This is a genomic window from uncultured Nostoc sp. (assembly GCF_964245575.1).
Classification (GTDB): Bacteria; Cyanobacteriota; Cyanobacteriia; order Cyanobacteriales; family Nostocaceae; genus Nostoc.
Map to the genome: position 1 here is coordinate 1 of NZ_CAXTNP010000124.1, position 22,783 is coordinate 22,783.

The 22,783-nt window shown below is 45.9% G+C and carries 20 protein-coding genes, 1 pseudogene and 1 riboswitch; of the genes and pseudogenes, 12 read left to right on the plus strand and 9 right to left on the minus strand.

Features of this window, described 5'->3' with window-relative positions; genetic code table 11:
• Positions 1-178: 178 nt before the first annotated feature.
• Entirely contained in the window at positions 179-1,162 is a 984-nt protein-coding gene (glsA, locus tag ACFFAP_RS19925) for a glutaminase A (RefSeq protein WP_375512832.1), read from the minus strand.
• An 899-nt stretch (positions 1,163-2,061) separates the two neighbouring features.
• On the opposite strand from glsA, the gene ACFFAP_RS19930 reads away from it, so the two are divergent.
• From ACFFAP_RS19930 to ACFFAP_RS19955, 6 genes are all read left to right on the plus strand, one after another.
• Positions 2,062-3,162 (plus strand): septal ring lytic transglycosylase RlpA family protein, encoded by a 1,101-nt coding sequence (locus ACFFAP_RS19930; protein ID WP_375512833.1) that lies wholly within the window; start codon positions 2,062-2,064, stop codon positions 3,160-3,162.
• A 191-nt stretch (positions 3,163-3,353) separates the two neighbouring features.
• Positions 3,354-4,958: a bifunctional pantoate--beta-alanine ligase/(d)CMP kinase gene (locus tag ACFFAP_RS19935; RefSeq protein WP_375512834.1), complete on the plus strand. Its 1,605-nt coding sequence runs from the start codon at positions 3,354-3,356 to the stop codon at positions 4,956-4,958.
• 746 nt (positions 4,959-5,704) lie between these two features.
• On the plus strand, positions 5,705-6,307 hold the full coding sequence (locus ACFFAP_RS19940) for a superoxide dismutase (protein ID WP_375512835.1): 603 nt from the start codon (positions 5,705-5,707) through the stop codon (positions 6,305-6,307).
• Between the two features lie 686 nt (positions 6,308-6,993).
• Positions 6,994-7,200, plus strand: coding sequence for a hypothetical protein (locus ACFFAP_RS19945; protein ID WP_375512836.1), 207 nt, complete (start codon positions 6,994-6,996; stop codon positions 7,198-7,200).
• 69 nt (positions 7,201-7,269) lie between these two features.
• A complete protein-coding gene (locus tag ACFFAP_RS19950; protein ID WP_375512837.1) occupies positions 7,270-8,406 on the plus strand; it encodes an AIR synthase related protein in 1,137 nt (378 codons plus the stop codon).
• Between the two features lie 462 nt (positions 8,407-8,868).
• The gene (locus tag ACFFAP_RS19955; RefSeq protein ID WP_375512838.1) at positions 8,869-9,555 is read left to right on the plus strand and encodes a PHP domain-containing protein; all 687 of its coding nucleotides are present in this window, start codon (positions 8,869-8,871) and stop codon (positions 9,553-9,555) included.
• A gap of 127 nt (positions 9,556-9,682) precedes the next feature.
• Here the strand turns inward: ACFFAP_RS19955 and ACFFAP_RS19960 are convergent, their stop codons facing one another.
• From ACFFAP_RS19960 to ACFFAP_RS19975, 4 genes and pseudogenes are all read right to left on the minus strand, one after another.
• Positions 9,683-10,486, minus strand: coding sequence for a bluetail domain-containing putative surface protein (locus tag ACFFAP_RS19960; RefSeq protein WP_375512839.1), 804 nt, complete (start codon positions 10,484-10,486; stop codon positions 9,683-9,685).
• A gap of 51 nt (positions 10,487-10,537) precedes the next feature.
• A pseudogene (locus tag ACFFAP_RS19965) lies at positions 10,538-10,963 on the minus strand (hypothetical protein); the annotation flags it as partial.
• Between the two features lie 24 nt (positions 10,964-10,987).
• A complete protein-coding gene (locus ACFFAP_RS19970) occupies positions 10,988-11,146 on the minus strand; it encodes a hypothetical protein (RefSeq protein ID WP_375512840.1) in 159 nt (52 codons plus the stop codon).
• Between the two features lie 1,190 nt (positions 11,147-12,336).
• Complete coding sequence (locus ACFFAP_RS19975) at positions 12,337-13,323, minus strand: AraC family transcriptional regulator N-terminal domain-containing protein (protein ID WP_375512850.1); 987 nt, start codon at positions 13,321-13,323, stop codon at positions 12,337-12,339.
• A 358-nt stretch (positions 13,324-13,681) separates the two neighbouring features.
• On the opposite strand from ACFFAP_RS19975, the gene ACFFAP_RS19980 reads away from it, so the two are divergent.
• From ACFFAP_RS19980 to ACFFAP_RS20005, 6 genes are all read left to right on the plus strand, one after another.
• Positions 13,682-14,533: an aldo/keto reductase gene (locus tag ACFFAP_RS19980; RefSeq protein ID WP_375512841.1), complete on the plus strand. Its 852-nt coding sequence runs from the start codon at positions 13,682-13,684 to the stop codon at positions 14,531-14,533.
• A gap of 86 nt (positions 14,534-14,619) precedes the next feature.
• Positions 14,620-15,852: an aldo/keto reductase gene (locus ACFFAP_RS19985; RefSeq protein ID WP_375512842.1), complete on the plus strand. Its 1,233-nt coding sequence runs from the start codon at positions 14,620-14,622 to the stop codon at positions 15,850-15,852.
• Between the two features lie 106 nt (positions 15,853-15,958).
• Entirely contained in the window at positions 15,959-16,942 is a 984-nt protein-coding gene (locus ACFFAP_RS19990) for an aldo/keto reductase (RefSeq protein WP_375512843.1), read from the plus strand.
• Positions 16,943-16,988: 46 nt separating this feature from the next.
• Positions 16,989-17,780, plus strand: a complete 792-nt coding sequence (locus ACFFAP_RS19995) for a carboxymuconolactone decarboxylase family protein (RefSeq protein ID WP_375512844.1) — start codon at positions 16,989-16,991, stop codon at positions 17,778-17,780.
• Between the two features lie 31 nt (positions 17,781-17,811).
• A complete protein-coding gene (locus ACFFAP_RS20000) occupies positions 17,812-17,952 on the plus strand; it encodes a hypothetical protein (RefSeq protein WP_375512845.1) in 141 nt (46 codons plus the stop codon).
• Positions 17,953-17,974: 22 nt separating this feature from the next.
• Positions 17,975-18,982 carry an aldo/keto reductase gene (locus ACFFAP_RS20005; RefSeq protein WP_375512846.1) on the plus strand — a complete coding sequence of 336 codons (1,008 nt, stop codon included), beginning with the start codon at positions 17,975-17,977 and terminating at the stop codon, positions 18,980-18,982.
• On the opposite strand, the gene ACFFAP_RS20010 is transcribed toward ACFFAP_RS20005, so the two are convergent.
• From ACFFAP_RS20010 to cobG, 4 genes are all read right to left on the minus strand, one after another.
• Positions 18,979-19,122 (minus strand): hypothetical protein, encoded by a 144-nt coding sequence (locus ACFFAP_RS20010; protein ID WP_375512847.1) that lies wholly within the window; start codon positions 19,120-19,122, stop codon positions 18,979-18,981. The genes ACFFAP_RS20005 and ACFFAP_RS20010 overlap by 4 nt on opposite strands.
• A 355-nt stretch (positions 19,123-19,477) precedes the next feature.
• A complete protein-coding gene (locus ACFFAP_RS20015; RefSeq protein WP_229495061.1) occupies positions 19,478-20,182 on the minus strand; it encodes a precorrin-2 C(20)-methyltransferase in 705 nt (234 codons plus the stop codon).
• 2 nt (positions 20,183-20,184) lie between these two features.
• The gene (locus ACFFAP_RS20020; RefSeq protein ID WP_375512848.1) at positions 20,185-20,811 is read right to left on the minus strand and encodes a precorrin-8X methylmutase; all 627 of its coding nucleotides are present in this window, start codon (positions 20,809-20,811) and stop codon (positions 20,185-20,187) included.
• 103 nt (positions 20,812-20,914) lie between these two features.
• Positions 20,915-22,522 (minus strand): precorrin-3B synthase, encoded by a 1,608-nt coding sequence (cobG, locus tag ACFFAP_RS20025; protein ID WP_375512849.1) that lies wholly within the window; start codon positions 22,520-22,522, stop codon positions 20,915-20,917.
• Positions 22,511-22,651, minus strand: a riboswitch (cobalamin riboswitch). Its footprint overlaps the gene before it by 12 nt.
• Positions 22,652-22,783: the final 132 nt, after the last annotated feature.

The window sequence follows — 22,783 nt, forward strand, 5'->3', positions numbered from 1 at the left end:
GGGTTGCGCTTTGCTTAACCCAACAAAGCAATTTTTCACAAAGCCAAGCGTATTGGCTTATGGTGATTTAAGAAGCAAACTTAGCCGAATATCTATATATCTAATGTTAATTTGCGATCGCTAATAAATTTTAAATTGTTCAATCCAAAATCTAAAATCTAAAATTATTCTGCCTCTTTCAATCAAATTTCGCGTGTTGACCTGAACAATCAAACAGATGTAAACCTAACCGTTGGGAAAGTTCTTCACACACTTTGACCCCCCGCACACTATTACCACGGACATCCAACAGGGGCGAAAAAACTCCAATACCCATCTTATTGGGTACAACGGCGATAATCCCACCACAAATTCCGCTTTTCGCCGGAATCCCAATTTTATAAGCCCACTCACCTGCAAAGTTGTACATTCCGCAGGTATACATAACACTCAAAATATCTTTGATGTAACGCTTATCTACCGCCTGTTCTTTGGTAATGGGATTAATACCTCTGTTAGCAAGGCTAGCCGCCATCACTGCTAAGTCTTGGCAATTCACCATCACAGCACACTGCTGGAAATAAAGATCCAGCGATTCTTCAATATTCCGGTCAATCATGCCAAAGTTGAGCATCAGATGCGCCATTGCCCGGTTGCGATGCCCTGTACTGCGTTCTGAGGTAAAAACTGAAATGTCAACGAATACATCGCGGCCAATATACCGCCGAAACATATCCAGCATTCGGTTGAGGCGTTCGGTGGGGCCGGAACCTTTAATTAAGCTGGTGGTTGCGATCGCACCTGCATTTACCATTGGATTATAAGGTCGCTTCGATTGCTCATCCAAAACAATCGCGTTAAATGCATCCCCCGTCGGTTCCACGCCAACTCTAGTCAAAACATAATCCAGCCCATGATCTTCTAAGGCAAGCCCATAAGCAAACACCTTGGAAATTGACTGAATAGTAAAGAGTTGCTCGTAGTCTCCAACCTTGTAAACCTGACCATCTACTGTCACAATGCAAATGCTGAACAAGTCCGGGTTTACCTTTGCCAGTTCTGGAATGTATTTCGCTACTGCACCCTCCCGGACTGACTTGTACTGGGAATGCAACTCATTGAGAAATGCTTTTAATGGCGATGGATTTATTTCTAAATCTCCTTGATGTGCTTGGTTTGTCATCAGGCTGATAGGATTTCCCAAAATACCTACTATATATAGTAGGGGTACAGCTGTACATCCCTACAGCCGCAAAGATTTTTGAACAGATAGCTTGCTCTAAAAAATCATATTTGAGCAAGTACTTAGGTCAAAAAAAGGCTATTGTGCTTTATAATACTCTGCAAATTTAATCTGCAAGCGATCGCAAAGATTTGCTAATTTTTTTATCATTCATCCGGAAAAATATTCAGTTGAGTATCTTCCTTTTTTTTATACTCAGTATTACTGGAATATCAAGTTACATATATCACTATTTTCAGCCTAGTCATGGAAAATAAAAGTCATGATTAATCTAAGTGGAAAAAACTTTGAAAAAAGATATTAAGCTCAAATTAATTTACATAATTTTTTAAGATGTAACTCATATCATGACTTATTCGTAGAGAAATCTAAAGATTTAATGAAATAAGTTATTTTAAGTATTTATGCCGATGCCATTCAATTAAAGTTATATTACCTTCTAATTGGAAAGAGCAAAAATAGATGTAATCTAAAATACACGGGTAGCGACGAGCCTTTAGAACCGATGTGAATAGGGTATCGTCACTTTAGCGTGCAATAAGCATAAAGTTTTTTTAATAATTTTTGGACTTGCCAAAAAAAGCGTTACATAGCCAAAGTCCTCATTAGAGAAAGGTTTCGCCCTTAAAATTGGAATTGGAATTTGAAAAAGCTGCCAAGAATTACGCTAAAACCCTGATCCCCAAGCCAAAAGGTTCGTGCTAGTCTATTGCAGTTATAAATAAGAAAGTGAAAACGGAACGAATTCGAGTTTTTCAGGAGGGAAGTCACTTTCACAAAGTGAAGAAACCCGCGAATCATAAAACTTAAATTCTACAGTCGCTTTAAAAAACGGACGCATGAATCAAAGACATTTGTGGATTATTGTTGCCCTGTCTATGGCTACTTTGGGCATACCCTCAGTTGGTTGCACTCAAACCATTAAGGGAAATGCGCTAGCTTCCCAGAAATCACCCGCCCCTGATGTGGTGAAGGTGGGAGAGTACCAATCCAGAGCAGGGAAACAAACCTTGGATGCTGTGATTACAGAAATTCATCCTCACAACGTTGGAGGACGTAAGGCGGCAACCCTTTTTATCCGAAATATACCTGTTCTAACCTTTTTAAGTTCTGTATCAAATACGAATCTTGAAAGTAAAAAAGTTGGTACAATTGGAAATGCTGGGGGCGTACAAGGGTACGCCCTTATTGCTAGCAATTCATCAAATGCCCTGAATACTGGGAACGTAACAGATGTGAGTAACCAGATTAGCTCTGCCGACAATGACCCGGTTCAGATAGCTGGTGTAATAGCAGCTAAGATCAACCAGTTGAATCGGGAAAATGTGGACGGGAGTAAGATTACCGTAAGTTGGAAAGCAGGGGAAAAATCGACTGACAATCAAGCAGAAAACAAAAGCACCCCAGTTCAACAAAATGGCGATCGCTATGTAATCAAAGTTAATGACGAAGAATTAGTCGAAATCAACGAAGGTACGCGACTAGCAGGTAGCACCAACAATCTAGCGCAAGATGCATTGCAAGCAACCAATCGCCTGCGGAGACTTCTAGGCAATGCATCTCCCTTAAAAGAAATTGCTAATTTACCAGTGCATCTGCCAATATCAATACAAAAGCTACCTCAAGAGGCCGTTGGAGTAGTGCGAGCCACCTTGAGAGGCATAGCTTCTTTTTACGGCTATGACGGTTCTGGTAATCGTACTGCTAGCGGACAGAGATTCAACCCAGAAGGAATGACTGCCGCTCATCGCAGCTTACCCTTTGGTACACAAGTCCGGGTAACCAACACCCGCAACGGTCGTTCTGTAGTGGTGCGAATTAATGACCGAGGCCCATTCATTCGGGGTCGAGTCATAGACCTGTCTGCTGGTGCCGCTCGGATTTTGGGAATGATGGGCAGTGGCGTGGCACCAGTGCATATTGAAGTCTTGGGGAAATAATCTGGGGACTGGGGACTAGGGACTGGGGACTAGGGACTAGGGACTAAGGACTAGGAAAAAGTTTTTCAATCCCCAGTATCCAATCCCCAATCTCCAATCCCCATAACAATTCCCCTAGTTCAATCATCTCTTCCCTCTCTTTCAGATATAAACTAACGGGGGAGGGATCGATAAGAACTAGGGGTATTTTTGTGCGCCTGCTGACAACAGTCGCAGCTTTACGCTGCTATTTAACTAAACGCTGCTCAGAAAACAAGCTAATTGCGGTTACTGAGGATCTAAAACTAGATGAGATGACTAGCTGGTATCAGACGGCAGTCGGTCTGGTGCCAACGATGGGAAATTTGCATCAAGGTCATTTAAGCTTAATTCAACGGGCGCGGCAAGAAAATTCTACGGTGATTGTTAGTATTTTCGTCAATCCCCTGCAATTTGCTCCCAATGAGGATTATCAACGCTATCCCCGCACTTTAGAGCAAGACCAACAACTTTGCGAACAAGCTGGGGTAGATGCAATTTTTGCACCAACTCCTGAAGAGATGGCAGTTCCCCAGAAGAGTATACAAGAATCAAAGGTTACACAAGTTATCCCCCCATCTGCTATGATAACAGGCTTGTGTGGTCGTTCTCGGCAAGGTCACTTTCAAGGTGTCGCTACGATTGTGACCAAACTTTTCAACTTGGTACAGCCTGACCGTGCCTACTTTGGTCAAAAGGATGGTCAGCAACTGGCAATTATTAAACGCTTAGTAGCTGACTTAAATTTGCCAGTAGAAATTGTTGGTTGTCCAACAGTACGGGAAGCTTCGGGTCTTGCCTTCAGTTCTCGTAATCAATATTTGACTGCAACGGCAAAAGAGCAAGCGGCGGCATTATATCGCGGCTTGCGACGAGCTGAAGCTGCATTCCTTGCAGGCGATCACAATAGTAACAGGTTGATAGCACTAGCACAGCAAGAAGTGGCAATAGTCAACACGATTTTAGTGGAATATATTGAATTGGTTGAACCGACTACGTTAATGTCTTTAGAAAAAGTTGAGGAGGAAGGAATGTTGGCGATCGCAGCTCGTCTTGGGTCTACACGTTTGATTGACAATATTATATTGCGCGATCGTCAACCCATTATCGCCATTGATGGCCCAGCCGGGGCTGGAAAATCTACAGTGGCGCGTCAAGTGGCAACAAATCTGAATTTAGTGTATTTAGATACAGGAGCAATGTACCGTGCTGTAACTTGGTTAGTACTGCAAAAGGGGATTGCTATTGATGATGAGTGTGCGATCGCAGAATTAACTAACCAGTGTAAAATTGAACTTACCCCTAACCAAGATTTACAATCGTCCGTGCAGGTTTGGATTAACGGTATCGATGTTACCCAAGCAATTCGCACGATTGAGGTCACATCTCAAGTATCTGCGATCGCTGCACAAAGCGCTGTCCGTCAAGCACTGGTTAAACAACAGCAAAACTGGGGAAAGAAAGGCGGTTTAGTTGCTGAAGGTCGGGACATCGGTACTCACGTATTCCCCGATGCCGAAGTGAAAATCTTCTTAACCGCTTCTGTGAGTGAACGCGCCCGTCGCCGCCAGGAAGACTTTAACAAACAAGGTCAATCTGAAATCAGTTTAGAGCAGCTGGAGCGGGACATTGCCGAACGCGATTGGAAAGATAGTACACGCAAAGTTTCCCCTTTGCAAAAAGCAGCCGATGCGGTTGAAGTTCAAACCGATGGTCTGAATATTTCTGAAGTCACAGCACAAATTGTGAACTACTACCAGCAGCGTTTATCTCAGTAGTAATTACCACTATTTGCTGTTAGTTTTTTAGTTAAAAAGGGTGGTGGGTGAGCGATGATTCACTTACCATCCTTAAAACTGCACCCATCAGAAACAGCGCAGATTGCAAAAAAAATAATTTTAAAAATTTAGTCTTGTATTCTCAATATTAGCTTTTTTAAGTACTAAATCATCACGCTTTCGACTGATCTCTCACATCACAATTAATCCCGCTACAGATAGAAGCCTGAAAGCTTTAATTGTTAAATGCTAAGTAAAAGGCATTTTTTCCTGATTGGGGTTTACCTTTTCGCGTAGCGTCTCGTAGAGAGACCGCACCGCCTCCAAAAGTTAAAAGCTTCTCACAAAGCTGATTTTACTCGTTGGCATTTTACGTTTAATTATGCTTACCGACTTAATTACTTATTCGTCTAAGACTTACGCATCCGGTACAAAATGTCGGGGCAATTTATGAATTGCCCCGACAGTCAATCAAGGCTTTCACTGCATTTTTGCGTAAGTTCTGTGGTCTTTAGCTAGGAAATATTAGCCATTTTTATTTATAGTCCTTATTTACTAGTGATTTGACTTAATTTTACTTATTAAACAAGTACTTTGTTTTTATCTTCACTTTGGTAGTAAAATGACGATGTTAAGTTTTATGTTTGATCATTAAAGACATAAAACCTTAAAAATAAAAGCTGTTAATTTCCTAAGCTTCTGTAATAGCTTAAAACTGGAAATCGGTAAAGAGAGGATTTGACACAATGGCATTTGTACAAGACCCACTACCCTTCGATATTAATGCTTTAGAGCCTTATGGCATGAAAGCTGAAACTTTCGAGTATCACTATGGCAAGCATCACAAAGCTTATGTAGACAACCTCAACAAGCTCACTGAAGGTACAGAACTTGCTGATAAGTCTCTGCAAGAGGTGATCAAAACTTCCTTTAACGACTCCTCTAAAGCAGGAATTTTCAACAACGCTGCCCAAGTTTGGAACCACACCTTCTTTTGGAATTCCTTGAAACCAGCAGGTGGTGGTACACCCACTGGTGATCTTGCAGGCAAAATCGATAAAGATTTTGGTAGCTTCGACAAATTCAAGGAAGAGTTCTCGAATGCAGCTGCAACTCAATTCGGCAGTGGCTGGTCTTGGCTCATCGATGATGGTGGTACGCTGAAGGTGATCAAAACACCAAATGCAGAAAACCCTCTAGCTCATGGTAAGAAGGCACTCCTAACCTTAGATGTTTGGGAACACGCCTACTACATTGACTATAAAAACGCCCGTCCGGCGTTCATCAAGAATTTTCTAGAAAACTTAGTCAACTGGGACTTTGCTGCTGAAAACTTGGCGAAAGCTTAATTAACTGGCTTGTGCCAGACTATGTAAAGTAGAAACAATCAGTTAATTTACAAAAGTTGAAGCAGAAAGCCCACCAAGAAAAGGGAGAAGTTCTTTTTAATTTCTCCCTTTTTTGTTATTCAGTGGCGGGACAGACAGTAGCTTGATTGAAGAATTCAGCTATTCTGAATTCAGGAGCAAAGCCGGAGACGTTTCCGTTGCTTTGGTCAGCAATCAAGACGCTTGTTCCGACGCTCCTACGTCGCTAAGGCTGCGCTATCAGTCGGGGATTCAGACCCGCGACTTTCTTGTTGACCACCAAATTTTTTTGTTTTGTGGGGGTGGAAAAACGCTGATTATTCAGACGCGACGCTCGAATACTCGCTCTAAGCGTTGCTATACCGAAGGCTTTACGCTGCGCTATCGCGGACTCGCTCATAGCGTTGCCATGCCGTACCACTTCGTGGATCTTACTACGCGCAGTGTCTCGAGTGCGAGTGCGTCTCCCCGAATCACATTGGGAGAGGCTAGCGCCTGCCGTAGGATGCGCGAACGCGAACAGCGTCTCCTTTAGGAGAAGGGCTGTAGGGACAAGAGAAGGCTTTACGCTACGATATCCGCTTTTTCGGTCAGAATTCAGAATGAATTCTGACTCCTTAATTCTGTTTAATAAAAGTAGTGGCATGAAAATCAAAATATAAAACATTATGGATAGCAAAGAACTAGCGCAATACATAGAAGCAACTAATAGCATCACTAAACCTTGGCTATTGGTACAACTGCGCCTTAAGAAATTGCAAGAGCGTCGAGCCACCCTTACAGACGATACCTACTACAAAGAATTAAAAGACATTTACCAAGACTTGGTGAATTTGGGGGAATGGTGGCGTGGTATTGAAGATGAGGTATTTTAAAATTAGGAGTTATGAGTTTTCCTCACTTTTAACTCTTAACTTGTGACTATTAACTTTTAACGCAACCTGATGGCTCAAGCTCTCGATCAAGTCGATTACGATACTCTCGATGCCGCAAAACGACGCTTCATCGATGCTGCAAAACGCACGCTTGGCTTTGCAAGCGCCTATGGCATCGTGCCCGCATCGGGTCTTGGAGCAAGTGCTAACGCTTTCAGCTTCAATCTCGCTCCGTTTCTAGAGGCGGGGGCTAGAGAACTTTCTATGACACTTGTCCCCGAAGGACTGGGCACCGCAGACGATACTCGACCTGACGACCTTTCCGAAGAAGAACTTCGACGATTTTGGTGGAATATTGGTATCAAGATCATCTCGTGTCTTACGAACGATGCCGCAACATCAGGTATGCAGACTATACTTCTCGGTTTATATCTGCCATCGAGTACTCCTGAAACGATCTTCACGCCCGCGTTCCTTGATGGGTTTCTGGATGGAGTAGTTGAGGGGTGCAAACGAGTGGGGTGTGTGTACCTCTCAGGAGAAACTCCTCAATTAAAAACTAAGATGATTCCAGGTCGGCTCGATATCGCAGGCTCAGTTTTTGGGGTGATGCCGCCTGCTGTCGCTCCTATTGATAGCTCGCGTCTGGATGCCGGAAATACCATTGTTCTCGTCGAAAGTTCGGGGCCCCATGAGAATGGCTTTACCCCACTGCGAAAGCTTGCCCAGTCCCTCCCTGATGGCTACAGAACAAAACTTCCAAGTGGGCAGGAATTCTGGGAAGCGATGAATGCCGCTTCGTATCTTTACACGCCACTTGTGCAGGCGGTGCTTGGCGAGGGAATTCGTCCCACTGCGATGGAGAATATCACTGGACATGGATGGCAAAAGCTAATGCGGTCGGTGAAGCCGCTCCGGTATGTCATCGACACGATGCTCCCAGTGCCGGAAATATTTACGTTTGTTGAGGGTCATCTTGAAGGCGGGGCAGCGACGATGCTTTCTGTGTTTAATTACGGTGCAGGATTTGCATTCTATACTGAGTCGGAGCAGGATGCAGAGAGGATCCTCATCCTCGCAAGAGAACATAAACTTACATCTGTGATTGCCGGAAGGGTTGAAGCGTCTCTTACCCGCGAGGTAGTGGTAGAACCGCTTGGAGTCACCTTGAAGGGAGATTCTTTTGGAATTGCGCGAGGGGTATAGTTCTTTAGGAGCGATCGCTAGTTTTCTTGAAGCTATTGTAGACTGAGTTATGCGATGCCTGCGGTTCTTGCTAGCCTACGCTCAAGTCATTACTAGTAATCTACAAGAGTGTAATTACTGATAAGTATCATATTTTATTACACGTAATATATAGTTAAATTGCAGGCTTCTCAAAGAAAATTACCTCTTAAGTCTTTAAAGGTAAGTCATTTAGCACAACTCCTATAGGCGTATTTCTATAATTTTATATGCAATATTTTTTACTACTTATATTAAAAGTAGTGCATATTACGCGTGACTACTGAGGTTAAGATTTGCTAACGTAGTTTTAACATATTGAAAAATTTGCTGAGAAAGCTGAGAAAGTAGCAGCCAACACTAATTTATAGTGTTGAGTCTTTCTCATCTCTAGATGTACCGTTTTAGTGTGTTAAAAAGATATATTTTTGTTCAGAGGGGGTTATGGTTGTAAATTTGGCCCGAACTACTGGTTCCACAGAACTTTTGAAGCAAGTATTCCAAAACATTGATGCACAAAGTTGTCCAAGGTTATTCAACTTTCACATGCACACTGTCTACTCGGATGGTAAGTTGCAGCCGAGTGCATTGATGGAGCAGGCGATCGCTATTGGACTAAAGGGGTTAGCCATCACCGATCATCATGGTATTATCGGCTATCAAGCATCACTTGCTTGGTTAGAAGACTGGAAGTGGAATCATCCTGGTGCAAGCACTCCTTACCTGTGGAGTGGTGTGGAAATTAATGCCAGCCTTTTGGATATAGAAGTTCATATTTTGGCTTACGCTTTTACACCAGAACACCCTAGCATGAAGCCTTATCTGCAAAGAAGGCCGACTACAGGCCAAGAATATCAAGCAAGTAACGTTATTGCTGCTATTCATGAAGCTGGCGGATTGGCAGTTCTGGCTCATCCGGCTCGTTACAAGCGATCGCTTTTTGACTTAATTCCAGCTGCGTCCCAAAAGGGCATTGATGGCGTGGAAACTTTCTACGCCTACAATAACCCTAACCCCTGGAAACCCAGCGTAGTGGAATCAGAACAAGTACAAAAGTTGGCTGATGAATATTTTCTTTTCAATACTTGTGGTACTGATACCCACGGTTTGAGCCTACTACAACGTTTGTAAAGATGAATCATTTTTTTTGAACTCTCCTGGTTAAATCTGCCAGGAGGTTATTCGATTTGGGATTTTCGCTAATCAAGCCTGATATTAACCTACATTCGGCAGATTAGTTTAAAAATGATGATGCTAACTAAGCGAAGAAACTGCTGACTGCAATATTTCCTAATGCAGGTAAAGTACCTGTTAATCCTGTTAAATTGACTAACAAATCACTATTGGCCTGAAAACCAGCAGTGCTATTATTGATTGCGAGATAAGTTCCGGCGATCGCTCCACTTGTTACCTTAACTAAGGCTGCACCATTCACCCCTAAAGCTTGATTTCCGGCTAAAGCTCCATTAGCGTCGGTAAATACTTGATTGACTAAATTTACTAAAGTGGTGGCAGTCTTATCAGCAGCACGGGTAAAAGTGCTAAGTGTAATCACGGTTGAACCGTCTGAAGCTAGTAAACTAATTGCATCTGTGCCAATGGTAAAGTCAGTAATGCGATCGGTTGCTGATACTGTTGATTGTCCAAACTGGAAGGCAAATGCATCTGCGCCTTGGCCGCCAGTTAGAGTATCAGCACCAAGCTCACCACTCAAAATATCATCTCCATTGTCGCCATTAAGAACATTGGCTCCAGAGTTACCGATAAGGATGTCATCGAAAATCGAGCCTTTTACGTTTTCAACGTTGGATATAGAATCAGTTCCTGCACCACCAGTAGCGAATCCAGCAGCAAGATTTACAATAACCCTAGAACCGACAAAACCGTACTCAACAGTATCAATGCCACCCCCACCATCAATAGAATCGTCACCAAATCCTCCTAAGAAAGATTCATTGGCATTAGAACCAATCAGCACGTCACTAAAACGAGATCCCAACACTCGCTCAATGGAAACTAAAGTATCATTACCGCTACCACCAATAACAACTCCGGCGGACAAATCAACACCGACTGCTGAGGTAGCGTCAAAATAGACAGCAGTATCAAATCCTGCACCGCCATTAATCCTATCAGCGCCGCCAAACCCCTGAATCTGGTTATTTCCAGAGTTCCCAGTCAGTATATCGCTGAATGCTGACCCCTCGATATCTTCGACGTTGGAAATAACCGATGTGCCAAAAGAAGTAATTGCCTGCCCTGTTGAGAGATTAACGATTACTCCCTCGCTAAATTTTTGGAAGCTTAAGACATCAATACCCGCCCCACCATTGAAGGTGTCGTTACCTTTGGAGCCGTCAAAGCTATCATCCTCCGCAGATCCAAGGAAACTGTCATTACCTCGATAAACATATTGATTAAAGTCGTATCCTGACGTGCCAGTAGTTAAAAGGCTCTCTCTTGTGGCAACGTCAATATTCAGATTTGTCTCCTGTTCTATGAGTTGACCATTACTTCCGAAGATAAAATCAGAAATAATGGTTCCAGAATTAAAAAATCCGTTTTAACCGTAGGTGAAATTGACACCTATAGCACTATAGTTCAGAACGCCACTGCTATACAGCACTTCAAAATTGGTGGCAGTTTGCGCCCCATAGCCTTCGGAAGTAGTAGTATTATCCGGAATGTACCTATTACCTTGAAATAGTACGACATCAACCATAAAACTTTCTCTCCTGATTAAACGTTTAGTGTGAATTTATCTTCAGTTAAGATGTCATTAAGGATTTCCAAAAAATAAATTATCCAATCTTATGGCGTGGGCATTTTACCCGCAGCAAAAAGCTGGCGGGTGAGAATGCTTACCCCACAAACTGACTTTTCACGATATCTGCAAAACCTCACTTCTATTTCTCTCTCCTAAAAGGAGAAAGACTTTGAATTTTCCCCCTTCCCGCATCGGGAAGGGGGTTAGGGGGTTAGGTTTTTCGTGGGATTTTTCAGATTATGTGAAAAATCAGCCCGCAGAAGAAGTAGTTAAGTATTTTTTATTTGGAAGCCCTTTAGCGTTGTGGTACGCTATGCCAGATAGTACCATTCTTTTTTAGAAAAATATCATTAAATCATCTATTTTTATATCTGAAAAATAATTTATATAGTGATTGACCGGATAAATTTGGCTTATGTAAATAACTCTTTTTTATATCTCTGAATATAGAAAAATCACATATTGACTTTAAATCTTTTTCAAAGCCTCGATTTATCAGCAAAGCTAAAAATTCTCTGTCTGGAACTAAGCACGGAAATACAAGGTTTTACAGCAGTTTTGATAATATTTGAGCCACATCTGTCATCGGGGTAAAGCGTATTGCTAAACCCCAACTGTGTGGTCTATTGACCTGAAAATTACTGTAGATATTCTCTAATGAGAGTTAAAATTTCCATCTAAAAATGTTTTGAATTATTAAGTATCTGAAGAGAAAAAAATAAGATGCTAAATTTGAACTTTTTTCAAAGCCTTGCTTTATAGCAAGGGACTGGGAACTGGGGACTCAATACTTGGTGAAAAGTCTTTTTGCGTCTAAGTTTTATCATCTGTTGATGTCCTAATCACCAAGGCTTTTGCTATATTTTCCACTTTGTGTCTATAAATTTTAGTTTTTATTAAGACTTACAGACTGTACAAATGCATAGTGATGTGTTTAAAATCGGTTGTTGCAGGCTTTTCTTAATTATCCTGCGATCGGAAATAGGCTATGCTGTAGAGAACATTGCTGTGCCCTTACGAAAGAGGTGGTTTTTAACTTACGCATATTTGCCATTTATTGTGAATGCGTAATTCCTATAACTCTACTACAGAGCGCCCTCTCTCTTCATCCTCTTGTTTTGGCTAAGGTATTGTTGAGGAGATCATCATATTGAACTAGCAGTCTCCCTAGCAGCTTCTCGCAGCCGCTCCACATCGCGCATGGGTGGGGCACCAAAGAGCCGCTTGTACTCCCGGTTGAAGTGCGAGGCATCGTCGTACCCTACTCGGTAGGCAGCACTGGTAGCGTCAAGGCTTTCCCCCAGCATCAGACGGCGAGCCTCCTGGAGCCGCAATTGCTTCTGGAACTGCAAGGGACTCATTGCCGTGACAGACTTGAAGTGATGGTGAAAGCCCGAGACACTCATTCCTAGCTCTCGTGCAATGCTTTCAATCTTGATCGGCTCGTTAAAGTCTTTACGAAGTCGCTCGACGGCTCTGGCGATGTGGTGGGTGTAGCCACCCAGAACTGCAATATGACGAAGCCGGTTACCTTGCTCTCCCATCAGGAGCCGGTAAATGATTTCCCGCTTAATCAATGGTGCGAGAACATGAGCTTCAGCAGGGAAATCTAGAAGCCTGACGAGCCGCACCACAGCGTCCAACAGATTTGCATCCAACGGACTTACGTCAATCGCTTTCACATCAACACGGCTGCGCGATGAGGGATGCCCTCCTGCCTCTACCATGACTGAGCCAACGAGGGTGGGGTCGAGATCAAGGCGAAGGCTAAGGTATGGTTGCTGTTTGGACGCTTCCAGAATTTGGCTGACAATCGGCAGTTCAACTGTAGCAAGTAGATAACGCATAGAGTCGTACTGATAGCGATCGCTGCCCAGAAGGACTTCTTTGCTGCCTTGAGCGATCACACAAAAGGCAGGGACAGAGACACTATGACAGGGTTCCGATGGTGAAGAGGAGCGGTTGAGGTGCAATCCTTTGAGCGGCTCAATCGTCCCATCTTGACGAATCGCCTGGGCAATCCGCTCAGTCAGTTCGGCTCGGTTAGCTTGCGCTCTGTCTGCCTCGCGCTTTTCCTGCGGGTCGTTGATTAAATCGATATCGGACTTTTCACTCATTTTGGCAGCGTTCATTTCTAAATTTGCAGGATTGTACAACGATCTTAGACGATCGTTATATTCCTTCTTCTTCAGGATTCTTAGAATGAAGCTAAAGCAACGAAAAATGATTTCGGCTTCTTGTAAGCATTCTAGATTTTTATTTAATGGGATCTTAAACATTTTTGAGGAACAAACAAGCCTCAAACCCATACAGGGTAAGGGAAATACACCAAATACTCAAAAATGCCCCAAACCCAGATATATCAATAAACTAAGCAAAACTTGGCAATAGCCATCTGGAAGTTTCGGTTCTTGACCTTAGCTGTACAGAACTGAGCTACGGCTGCCATTCTCGCCGATATCGGGTCAAGCTGCGGTAAAAGGAGAAATTATGCAGAAGGTTGTCTTGAACAACGGGTTGGAAATGCCCATTTTGGGATTCGGTGTCTTCCAAATGACTGATCTGGAAGAGTGCGAAAGAAGCGTCTCGGACGCGATTGAAATCGGCTACCGTTTGATTGACACGGCAGCTTCTTACGGGAACGAAGAAGCCGTCGGTAAAGCCATCCAAAAGAGCGGCGTGGCGCGAGACGAGATTTTCATCACCACCAAGCTCTGGATTCAGGATGCCGATTACGAAAGCACCAAGAAGGCTTTCCAACGATCGTTGGACAAGCTGAGATTGGATTACCTAGACTTGTATTTGATCCATCAGCCTTACGGCGACGTTTACGGTGCGTGGCGGGCAATGCAAGAGTTGTATCGAGAGGGTCGCACCAAAGCCATCGGTGTCAGCAACTTCTATCTTGATCGGCTCATAGACCTTATCATTCATAACGAAGTGGTTCCGGCGGTAAATCAAATCGAGACCCATCCCTTCAATCAGCAAATTGAAACCCAAAAATTTTTACAGGAAAACAAGGTTCAGATCGAATCCTGGGGACCCTTTGCGGAAGGTAAGAACAACATTTTCAGCAATGAACTACTACTTTCGATCGCCGGGAAATACCAGAAAACCGTTGCCCAGGTGATTCTGCGCTGGCTGACACAAAAAGGAGTGGTGGCGATTCCGAAATCCGTTCGGACGGAAAGAATGGTTGAGAACTTCAACATTTTCGATTTTGAGCTAAGTCCCGAAGATATGAATGCGATTATCTCGCTGGACACGAAGAAGAGCAACTTCTTCGACCATCGCGACCCCGACATGGTGAAAATGTTAGGAACTGCCAAACGCAACACCTAAGCCCCTGAAGACAACAAAGGGCTACACGCGGAACGATTTTATTGTAGATAACTGGGGCGCTACAGCCCAAAGAAGGAGTCACTGACATGAACAAAACACGAAACGACCCCAAGAGAGAAGACGGCCCTCCTATGCCAAATCGTCGCCAGTTGCTCGGCGCAGGACTGGGACTGGCAGTAGCATCGGTGCTGGCTCGCCGGGACACGACCGCGCAGGCCCAGCAAGCCGGACAAGCTGCCGGGGCGCAGGGCGCCGCAGGACAAAACGCCAATCAGTCACAGCAAATGGCGCGTCGCAGGCTCGGCACCCTGGAAGTCTCTGCCGTCGGACTCGGCGTTCAAAACATGAGCCGCACATATCAACAGACCATCCCCACCCGATCCGAGATGTTCAACATCATTCGGACAGCCTTTGATCGTGGCATCACCTTTTACGACGCGGCGGAGGCTTACGGCCCTCATGAGGTGGAACGGATCCTCGGCGAAGGCGTAGCGCCGTTCCGAGACAAGGTTGCGATCACATCCAAGTTCGGCTGGAACATCGATCTCAAAACGGGCGAGCGCCGTCCGGGACTCAACAGCCGCCCCGACCATATCAAATTGGCCGTCGAGGGGATGCTCAAGCGCCTTCGCACCGACCGCATCGATCTCCTCTACCAGCACCGAGTCGACCCGCAGGTGCCAATCGAAGATGTCGCCGGCGCGGTCAAGGATCTGATGGCGCAAGGCAAGGTTTTGCACTGGGGCCTATCCGAGATGGGGCCGAACACATTGCGCCGCGCTCATGCCGTGCTGCCCGTTAGCGCCGTTCAGAACGAGTACTCGATGCTGTGGCGTGGGCCGGAAGATGTAGTCATCCCGCTCTGCCAGGAACTTGGCATCGGCTTCGTCCCGTGGAGTCCGCTTGGCGTGGGTTTTCTGACCGGCGCCATTGACGCAAATACGCGGTTCGCTGACGGTGACATTCGCGGCATTGAGTCCCGGTTCTCGCCAGAGAATCTGCCCCACAACCTGACGCTCGTTGACTTGGTGAAAAGGTGGGCGGTGCGAAAACAAGCCACTCCCGCCCAAATCTCGCTGGCATGGCTGATGGCGCAGAAACCGTGGATCGTGCCCATCCCCGGCACGACACAGATGCCGCATATAGATCGAGAACATCGGCGCGGCTGCCGTTCGATTCACACCTGCCGAACTTGCCGAACTGAATCGGTCTGTTTCGGCGATCCAGATCCGTGGGGCACGCCTCCCAGACGCAGTGCTGGTCTTCTCGGGTGTAGAGGCGCCTTCAAAGAACTGAACGTTCCAAGGCTACTCTGCTAAGTCATCTGGAACAAAATCTGGTAAGCCAATCCAGCCGCCTTCGCGTGTCAGCCAAACACGGTTAACCGCGACTGAGCCGATTTGAAACCAATAAAGGAGAAGTATCATGCAAAAACGTAAACTTGGAAACAGTAATCTGGAAGTCTCGGCGGTCGGGCTGGGCTGTATGGGGCTGAACCATGCCTACAGCCATACCCTCAGCAAGCAAGAAAGCATCTCTCTGCTCCAAGCCGCAGTGGAGCGTGGCGTCACCTTCTTTGATACAGCCGAAATTTATGGGCCATTCACCAATGAAGAATTGGTAGGCGAAGCGCTCAAACCCTACCGCGATCGCGTCGTCATTGCCACGAAGTTTGGCATCAAGTTACAGGACGGTAAGCAGGTGCAGAACAGTCATCCATCAGGAATCAGGGAATCCGTAGAAGGTTCGCTGAAGCGATTAAACACCGACGTAATTGATTTGTACTATCAGCACCGCGTGGATACCCAAGTGCCGATCGAAGACGTAGCCGGAACCATCAAAGACTTGATTGCTGAAGGCAAAATCAAACACTGGGGGCTTTCAGAAGCGGGTGTACAAACCATTCGTCGGGCGCACGCAGTTCAACCGCTAACTGCCGTTCAGAGCGAGTACTCACTGTGGTGGCGGCGTCCGGAAGAAGCTTTGTTGCCTACCCTGGAAGAGTTGGGAATCGGTTTTGTGCCGTTTAGTCCTTTGGGTAAAGGCTTTCTGACGGGCAGTATCAGCAAGGACGCGAAATTCGACAAATCCGACTTTCGCAGCATTGTTCCCCGGTTTACGCCGGAGGCTCTCGATGCCAACCAGTTCTTGGTGGATTTGTTGAAAGAGGTGGCGAACCAGAAGAAAGCTACAGCAGCGCAAATCGCCCTGTCCTGGATACTGGCGCAAAAACCGTGGATTGTGCCCATTCCCGGCACGACCAAACTGAGCCGCTTGGAAGAAAACATTGGGGCAGCAGACATCGAACTGACGCAGGAGGAATTGCAGAGCATCGACCAGGCATTGGCGCAAATTACAGTGGAAGGTGAACGTTATCCCGAAGAGTTGGAAAAGCGAACGGGATTATAGACGGAATCGCCGACCACACAACTGTGACTCAAACAAGGAGGTGCGGATGACAAATACACCGCAGAAGGACGGAACTCAATCCTCTGTGAGGATAAGTGAAGCAGCACATAAAAATCATCAGGAACTTTTTCCAAATCACAAATCGACCCTGAAAGAAACCGACCCTGAACTGATCGAAGTCTTTGACAACTTCGCCTTTGACGAAGTAATTGCTCTGAGCAAGCTGGATACAAAGACAAGAGTCATGCTGATTCTGGCGTCTATGATCGGCAGCCAGGCAGTCAGTGAATACAGGGTTATGGTGGGTGCTGCGCTCAATGTCGGCGTAACGCCGATCGAAATCAAAGAGATCCTGTATCAGTCAGTGCCCTACGTGGGGATGGCGAAAGCCTTTGACTTCATCCATGCCACTAATGAAGTGCTGTCGAGCAGGGGCATTCCATTACCTTTGGAAGGGCAATCGACCACTAGCCCGGAAACGCGCTACGACAAAGGGCTGGCAATCCAGAAAGCTGTGTTCGGCGAGACGATCGATCAAATGTATGATCGATCGCCCAAAGACCAGCTGCACATTCAAAGGTTTCTGTCTGCCAATTGCTTTGGCGATTATTACACCCGCAATGGCGTAGACATTAGAATTAGGGAGCTGATCACACTGTCTATCCTCATTGCTTTGGGCGGGGTTAAATCACAGATAAAGGGGCACATTCAAGGCAACCTGAATGTCGGAAACGGCAAAGACATACTGCTGGATCTGATTACACAATTGTTGCCCTGGGTGGGATATCCCCGAACACTGAATGCGTTGAAATGCCTTCAGGAAGTGGCGATAGAGTAATGGTGATGATCGCAATTGACTAGTGAAGAATATGTTCTCTCGTTTACATTTTGGTCACCGTAGCAGACTACGTACGCCAGATAAACGACTGCTGCGGCAATACCGCCGAGTGGATGGAACAGGTCAGCAACGAACAATACCTGACCGTGAAGTAAGAGAGTTTGACCTTTAATTCAAAGACAGGAGTTCAAAAAATGCAGAAGCGCAAACTTGGAAACAGCAACTTAGAAGTCTCGGCGATCGGGCTGGGCTGCATGGGAATGAGCTTTTCTTATGGTCCGCCCAAAGACACGCAGGAGATGACCGCTCTTCTGGGGGCTGCCGTCGAACGTGGCGTTACATTCTTTGACACCGCCGAGGTCTACGGCCCATTCACCAACGAAGAGCTTGTAGGCGAAGCCCTGGCTCCCTTCCGTGGGCAAGTGGCGATCGCCACCAAATTCGGATTCGACCTCAGTCCTAATTCCGATCCCCGTGGGATGAAGGGTGCGCCAGGATTGGATAGTCGGCCAGAGCAGATCAAGCGGGCCGTGGAGGGATCGCTCAAGCGACTCAAGGTCGACACAATCGACTTGCTCTATCAGCACCGGGTTGACCCGAATGTGCCGATCGAAGACGTGGCAGGAGCAGTAAAGGAACTGATTCAGCAAGGTAAGGTGAAACACTTTGGACTCTCTGAAGCAGGAGTGCAAACGATCCGTCGCGCGCACGCGGTTGTGCCGGTCACTGCTCTCCAGAGCGAATACTCGCTGTGGACGAGGACTCCTGAGAAGGAAGTGATACCGACGTTATCGGAACTCGGAATCGGCTTTGTCCCGTATAGCCCGTTGGGCAAGGGCTTTCTCACTGGCAAGATGGACGAAAGCACAACCTTCGACAGCTCCGACTTCCGCAGCACCCTGCCTCGCTTCACTAAGGAGGCTCTCAAGGCGAATCAGGCCCTGATTAATCTGCTCGGCAGCATCGCAGAACAGAAGCAGGCGACACCTGCTCAGATTGCGATCGCCTGGCTGCTGGCCCAGAAGCCGTGGATTGTTCCGATTCCGGGTACCACGAAGTTGCATCGCTTGGACGAAAACATCGGGGCAGTCTCAGTCGAACTCACGCCCGACGATCTGCGTGACATCGATGACGCCGCCTCCAAGATCACGGTGCAAGGGGCTCGATACCCTGAAAAGCTGGAGCAAATGACCGGTCGTTAAGCGGCAAAAAATGTGTTCTCTGGTTCAATTATTGCCGCATCGTCGTAGCGTTTATCTGCGGTAACAGGCATTATTGTAACAATGATAGGATATCGGGCATGGGCTGCTTGTAGTTTTTGAGTTGTCGTTGTGAAAGACAATAACTCTACTACAGAGCGCCCTCGCTCTTCATCCTCTTGTTTTGGCTAACGTATTGGTTAAACAATACCTTTACCAAAAAGAAATTTCAGGATGCCTTGTGTCTAATCGCACTTTCTGGTTGACACAATTCTTTTTATACTAATGCGGCTCTAAACCCACAACTAAAGTTTTCATTAATACTTCTTTCCTCCAGCAAGAACTGCCCGACGGGACTCGCTCTAAGCGGACGCGAGTGCGTCTTGTAGAGTTGGCTTTACGCTGCGCTATCTGCCTCCTGCCTTCTCTTGTAAGTCTAACTTTCACCGAAATAGCCCAATCATTACACCGATTTCGTGGCTTGAGGATGTCACAGGTTTATAGTCGATTTTTAGTTGGAATCACAATCATCGAAAAATAGGGTACTTCAGCTGGATCAACTTCATCCAAGGGTATGATGCGTTGCTGTGATGTTGATGCCCGCTCAATATATCTTGCCCGTGATGCCAGCCCTAACTTATGCAGAATATCTCGTACTTTAGTAAAGTGACGACCTAGCTTCATAATTGCGGCTGCATCGGTCATCAGCAGATGTGTAGTCAGTTCTTCTGCTGGCAATGGCGCGGGTAAGACTGTGAGGATATCAGTGTAGTAGGTGAAAGGTACACCCAAGGCTACCGGACAAGCCATCAGCGAAGAAACTCCAGGGACAACTTCTGTTTCGTACTGGTCACATAACCGCGTGAACAGGTACATAAACGAACCATAGAAAAATGGATCACCCTCACATAGCACCACGACATCTCGACCGGCTGCTAAATGGTCGGCGATTGGTTCAATTTCCTTGTCATAAATAGACTTTGCCTTTTCTGGTTCCAAAGCGCGGGGAAGGTGAAATAATACCTCGATTTGATTGCCAGGTAGATACTGTGCCACGATCGCTCTAGCAATACTTTCTTTATCTGTGGCTGATTGATAGGCTACCACAGGAGCCGCACGTAATAACCGCAGTGCTTTCAGAGTCAATAGTTCGGGATCGCCTGGGCCGACACCAATTCCATAGAGACGACCTTTAGTTTTCATATTCATTCTTCCTCCGTTGCCAGGGCGTTAACTGCTGCGGCTGCGATCGCACTCCCACCGCGCCGACCATGTAAGGTCAAAAATGGCACATTCCTGCTGTCTGCTGCCAATGCTGCTTTTGATTCGGCTGCACCGACAAACCCAACTGGAAAGCCTAAGATAATAGCAGGTTTAGTAGCTCCCTCATCGAGCATTTCTAACAGCCTAAACAGTGCTGTGGGCGCATTGCCAATTGCGATCACTGCTCCTTCGAGGTGCGATCGCCATAATTCTAGTGCTGCCGCCGACCTTGTAGTAGCCAGACGCTGGGCGATTTCTGGCACTTCTGGCTCATTGAGGGTACAGATAACTTGATTGTTTGCAGACAACCGCCGCCTAGTAACGCCATCCGCAACCATCCGGCAATCGCACAGAATTGGCGCTCCTGCTGCTAGTGCTGCCCTTGCAGATTGCACTGCTGTTGGTGAATATCCCAAGTCAGTGATAATATCCGTCATCCCACAGGCATGAATGAGACGCACAGCAACTTTTGCTACATCTGGCGGCAGCACATCTAGGTTTGCTTCTGACCGGATGATTGCAAAAGAATTACGGTAAATTTCGTTGGCATCTCGGATGTAGTCTGGCATTCGATTTGGGATTTTAGATTTTGGAGAAGCAGCGCGGTCTTGGGGGTTTCCCCCATGAGCGACTGCTGAACCCGGAGGGATTGACCGATGAAAATCGAAAGGCTCAGATTGCCGACTTCTCTAAAAAGTTGGGAATCTTGTTGTTCACGAATGATTTAGGAATAATATTAAATAACTGCTGTAATTGGGCGATCGCATATCGATTAGCAAATTTCCCAAAGGACTCATCAGAATTTAGACGTTGAATTTTATATACATATAGCATCCGCTCTATAAACGCAGGTAGTTCGGCAAAAGTTACATTTTGATATAGTTCACGTCCGAATTTCTCTTTGCTGTCACCAACATAAACGTGATAACCTTCCACATTTTCATTGTTAGCCTCAATGCTGACACCGAGGAGAGTAATATCACTCTTGCTATGCTGGGCGCAGGATTTTTCGCAGCCGCTAAAGTGGATATTAACTGGGCAATCCAGAGTAACGCGATCAAGATACTTTGCCAATATCAACGCATGATCCTTGGTATCTGTGGCAGAAGCGGCGCAACCCTTTTTTCCAGAACAGGCTACTAATGCACTCTTGATGTTAGTTGCTGAGGAATCTAATCTTAAGAAAGCAATTTCTCGCAGGACATCGCCAACCCATTGCTGAGGAATATCTGTTAACAGCAGATTTTGCCAGGGGGTTAACCTAAGAGTGCCGCTACCATATTTGGCTGCTAAATCTGCTAAACCCCGCATCTGACTACTCTCCAATCGCCCAAGAGGTAACACGACACCAAGGTAAAATAATCCTTGCTGACGTTGGGGGTGGATACCAATATGCTGATACTTCCCCTCTCCTTGTAAAAGAGTAAAGAATTCCTCCCCCTTCCCTATTAGGGAAGGTAGTTGGGGGGTTAGGTTTTTTCTAGTTTCACTGCATAAAAGAGAAAAAGGTAGACGCTGTTCAACTTCCTGGAGATAATTTTCACAACCCAAAGTATTCAATAACTCTAAGAGACGTAGCCGACGCTTACTTGTAGTATTACTATGAGCTAGATAGACCTCTGCCAAAGCTGCCAAGACAGGCAAACATTTCTCTGGTGGTAACAAAATTCCCATATCGCTGGGCGGTTGTCCCTTTGCGCCGACACTGAGATAAAGGCAAAAGTAAACATTACTGTTAACTAAGACAGCGACAAATAGGATATCATTCAAGCGATCGCACACCCGAATTATCCCACCACCATCAAAGCAAACGCTAAATTTTGCCGACAGTCCCGAAAGCGCCGGATGTGCAGCAATATAATCATCCCAACCATGGACAAAAGGGCGGGTGTCGATTAATTCTAGCAAGTCGATACCAGCAGTTGGGCTGGTCATAATATTACGGATGTGGTCTACAACAGGATTGCGAGAACCCAATCCCATATCCTGTAGGTGTTTCAGAACCTCAGCATTTATCACCGTGCGGATTTCACGAACTTGCAGGTTAGCTCGATTAGTCACATCTACATAGCCGCCACCGTGCTGTTCTGCTATATCTGCGAGCGCACGGCACTGCTGACTACTAATAATTCCACCTGGTATTCTAATGCGAGATAATATACCATCGGCGGCGGGTGTAGCATAAAACAAGCCAGGACAAGTGGCAAATCCAGAAAGCAAACTTAGAACTCCTTCCCCGTGCAACGCAGGGAGTAGACGGTGAGTGTGTCTTGAAGACATATTGAGAGTTGGCATTCTGACTTGGGCGATCCCATCACAGCTGCGGCACAGTCCCGGAATTTCACCGGAGTTTCCCAACTCCAAGCTTTAGTAATTTAGCACGAGAAGACAGTCAGAAAATTTAATGCTTCATACAAATTTTGAATCAACCTATCCACGTTGACAGAGTTAGCCGTAGTTCACTAGCGCTGTCAAGGTGAGTCTTGTATTCATTACTAGCTTAGAACTCGGAAGTTGAGCCTTTGAACTCGGAAGTTGAGC

What these genes read in the sequence shown, in the direction of transcription:
- glsA (WP_375512832.1), bottom strand. Translation starts at nt 1,162, where the DNA reads ATGACAAACCAAGCACATCAAGGAGATTTAGAAATAAATCCATCGCCA.
- ACFFAP_RS19930 (WP_375512833.1), top strand. Translation starts at nt 2,062, where the DNA reads ATGAATCAAAGACATTTGTGGATTATTGTTGCCCTGTCTATGGCTACT.
- ACFFAP_RS19940 (WP_375512835.1), top strand. Translation starts at nt 5,705, where the DNA reads ATGGCATTTGTACAAGACCCACTACCCTTCGATATTAATGCTTTAGAG.
- ACFFAP_RS19945 (WP_375512836.1), top strand. Translation starts at nt 6,994, where the DNA reads ATGGATAGCAAAGAACTAGCGCAATACATAGAAGCAACTAATAGCATC.
- ACFFAP_RS19950 (WP_375512837.1), top strand. Translation starts at nt 7,270, where the DNA reads ATGGCTCAAGCTCTCGATCAAGTCGATTACGATACTCTCGATGCCGCA.
- ACFFAP_RS19955 (WP_375512838.1), top strand. Translation starts at nt 8,869, where the DNA reads ATGGTTGTAAATTTGGCCCGAACTACTGGTTCCACAGAACTTTTGAAG.
- ACFFAP_RS19970 (WP_375512840.1), bottom strand. Translation starts at nt 11,146, where the DNA reads ATGGTTGATGTCGTACTATTTCAAGGTAATAGGTACATTCCGGATAAT.
- ACFFAP_RS19975 (WP_375512850.1), bottom strand. Translation starts at nt 13,323, where the DNA reads ATGAACGCTGCCAAAATGAGTGAAAAGTCCGATATCGATTTAATCAAC.
- ACFFAP_RS19980 (WP_375512841.1), top strand. Translation starts at nt 13,682, where the DNA reads ATGCAGAAGGTTGTCTTGAACAACGGGTTGGAAATGCCCATTTTGGGA.
- ACFFAP_RS19985 (WP_375512842.1), top strand. Translation starts at nt 14,620, where the DNA reads ATGAACAAAACACGAAACGACCCCAAGAGAGAAGACGGCCCTCCTATG.
- ACFFAP_RS19990 (WP_375512843.1), top strand. Translation starts at nt 15,959, where the DNA reads ATGCAAAAACGTAAACTTGGAAACAGTAATCTGGAAGTCTCGGCGGTC.
- ACFFAP_RS19995 (WP_375512844.1), top strand. Translation starts at nt 16,989, where the DNA reads ATGACAAATACACCGCAGAAGGACGGAACTCAATCCTCTGTGAGGATA.
- ACFFAP_RS20000 (WP_375512845.1), top strand. Translation starts at nt 17,812, where the DNA reads ATGTTCTCTCGTTTACATTTTGGTCACCGTAGCAGACTACGTACGCCA.
- ACFFAP_RS20005 (WP_375512846.1), top strand. Translation starts at nt 17,975, where the DNA reads ATGCAGAAGCGCAAACTTGGAAACAGCAACTTAGAAGTCTCGGCGATC.
- ACFFAP_RS20015 (WP_229495061.1), bottom strand. Translation starts at nt 20,182, where the DNA reads ATGAAAACTAAAGGTCGTCTCTATGGAATTGGTGTCGGCCCAGGCGAT.
- ACFFAP_RS20020 (WP_375512848.1), bottom strand. Translation starts at nt 20,811, where the DNA reads ATGCCAGACTACATCCGAGATGCCAACGAAATTTACCGTAATTCTTTT.
- cobG (WP_375512849.1), bottom strand. Translation starts at nt 22,522, where the DNA reads ATGTCTTCAAGACACACTCACCGTCTACTCCCTGCGTTGCACGGGGAA.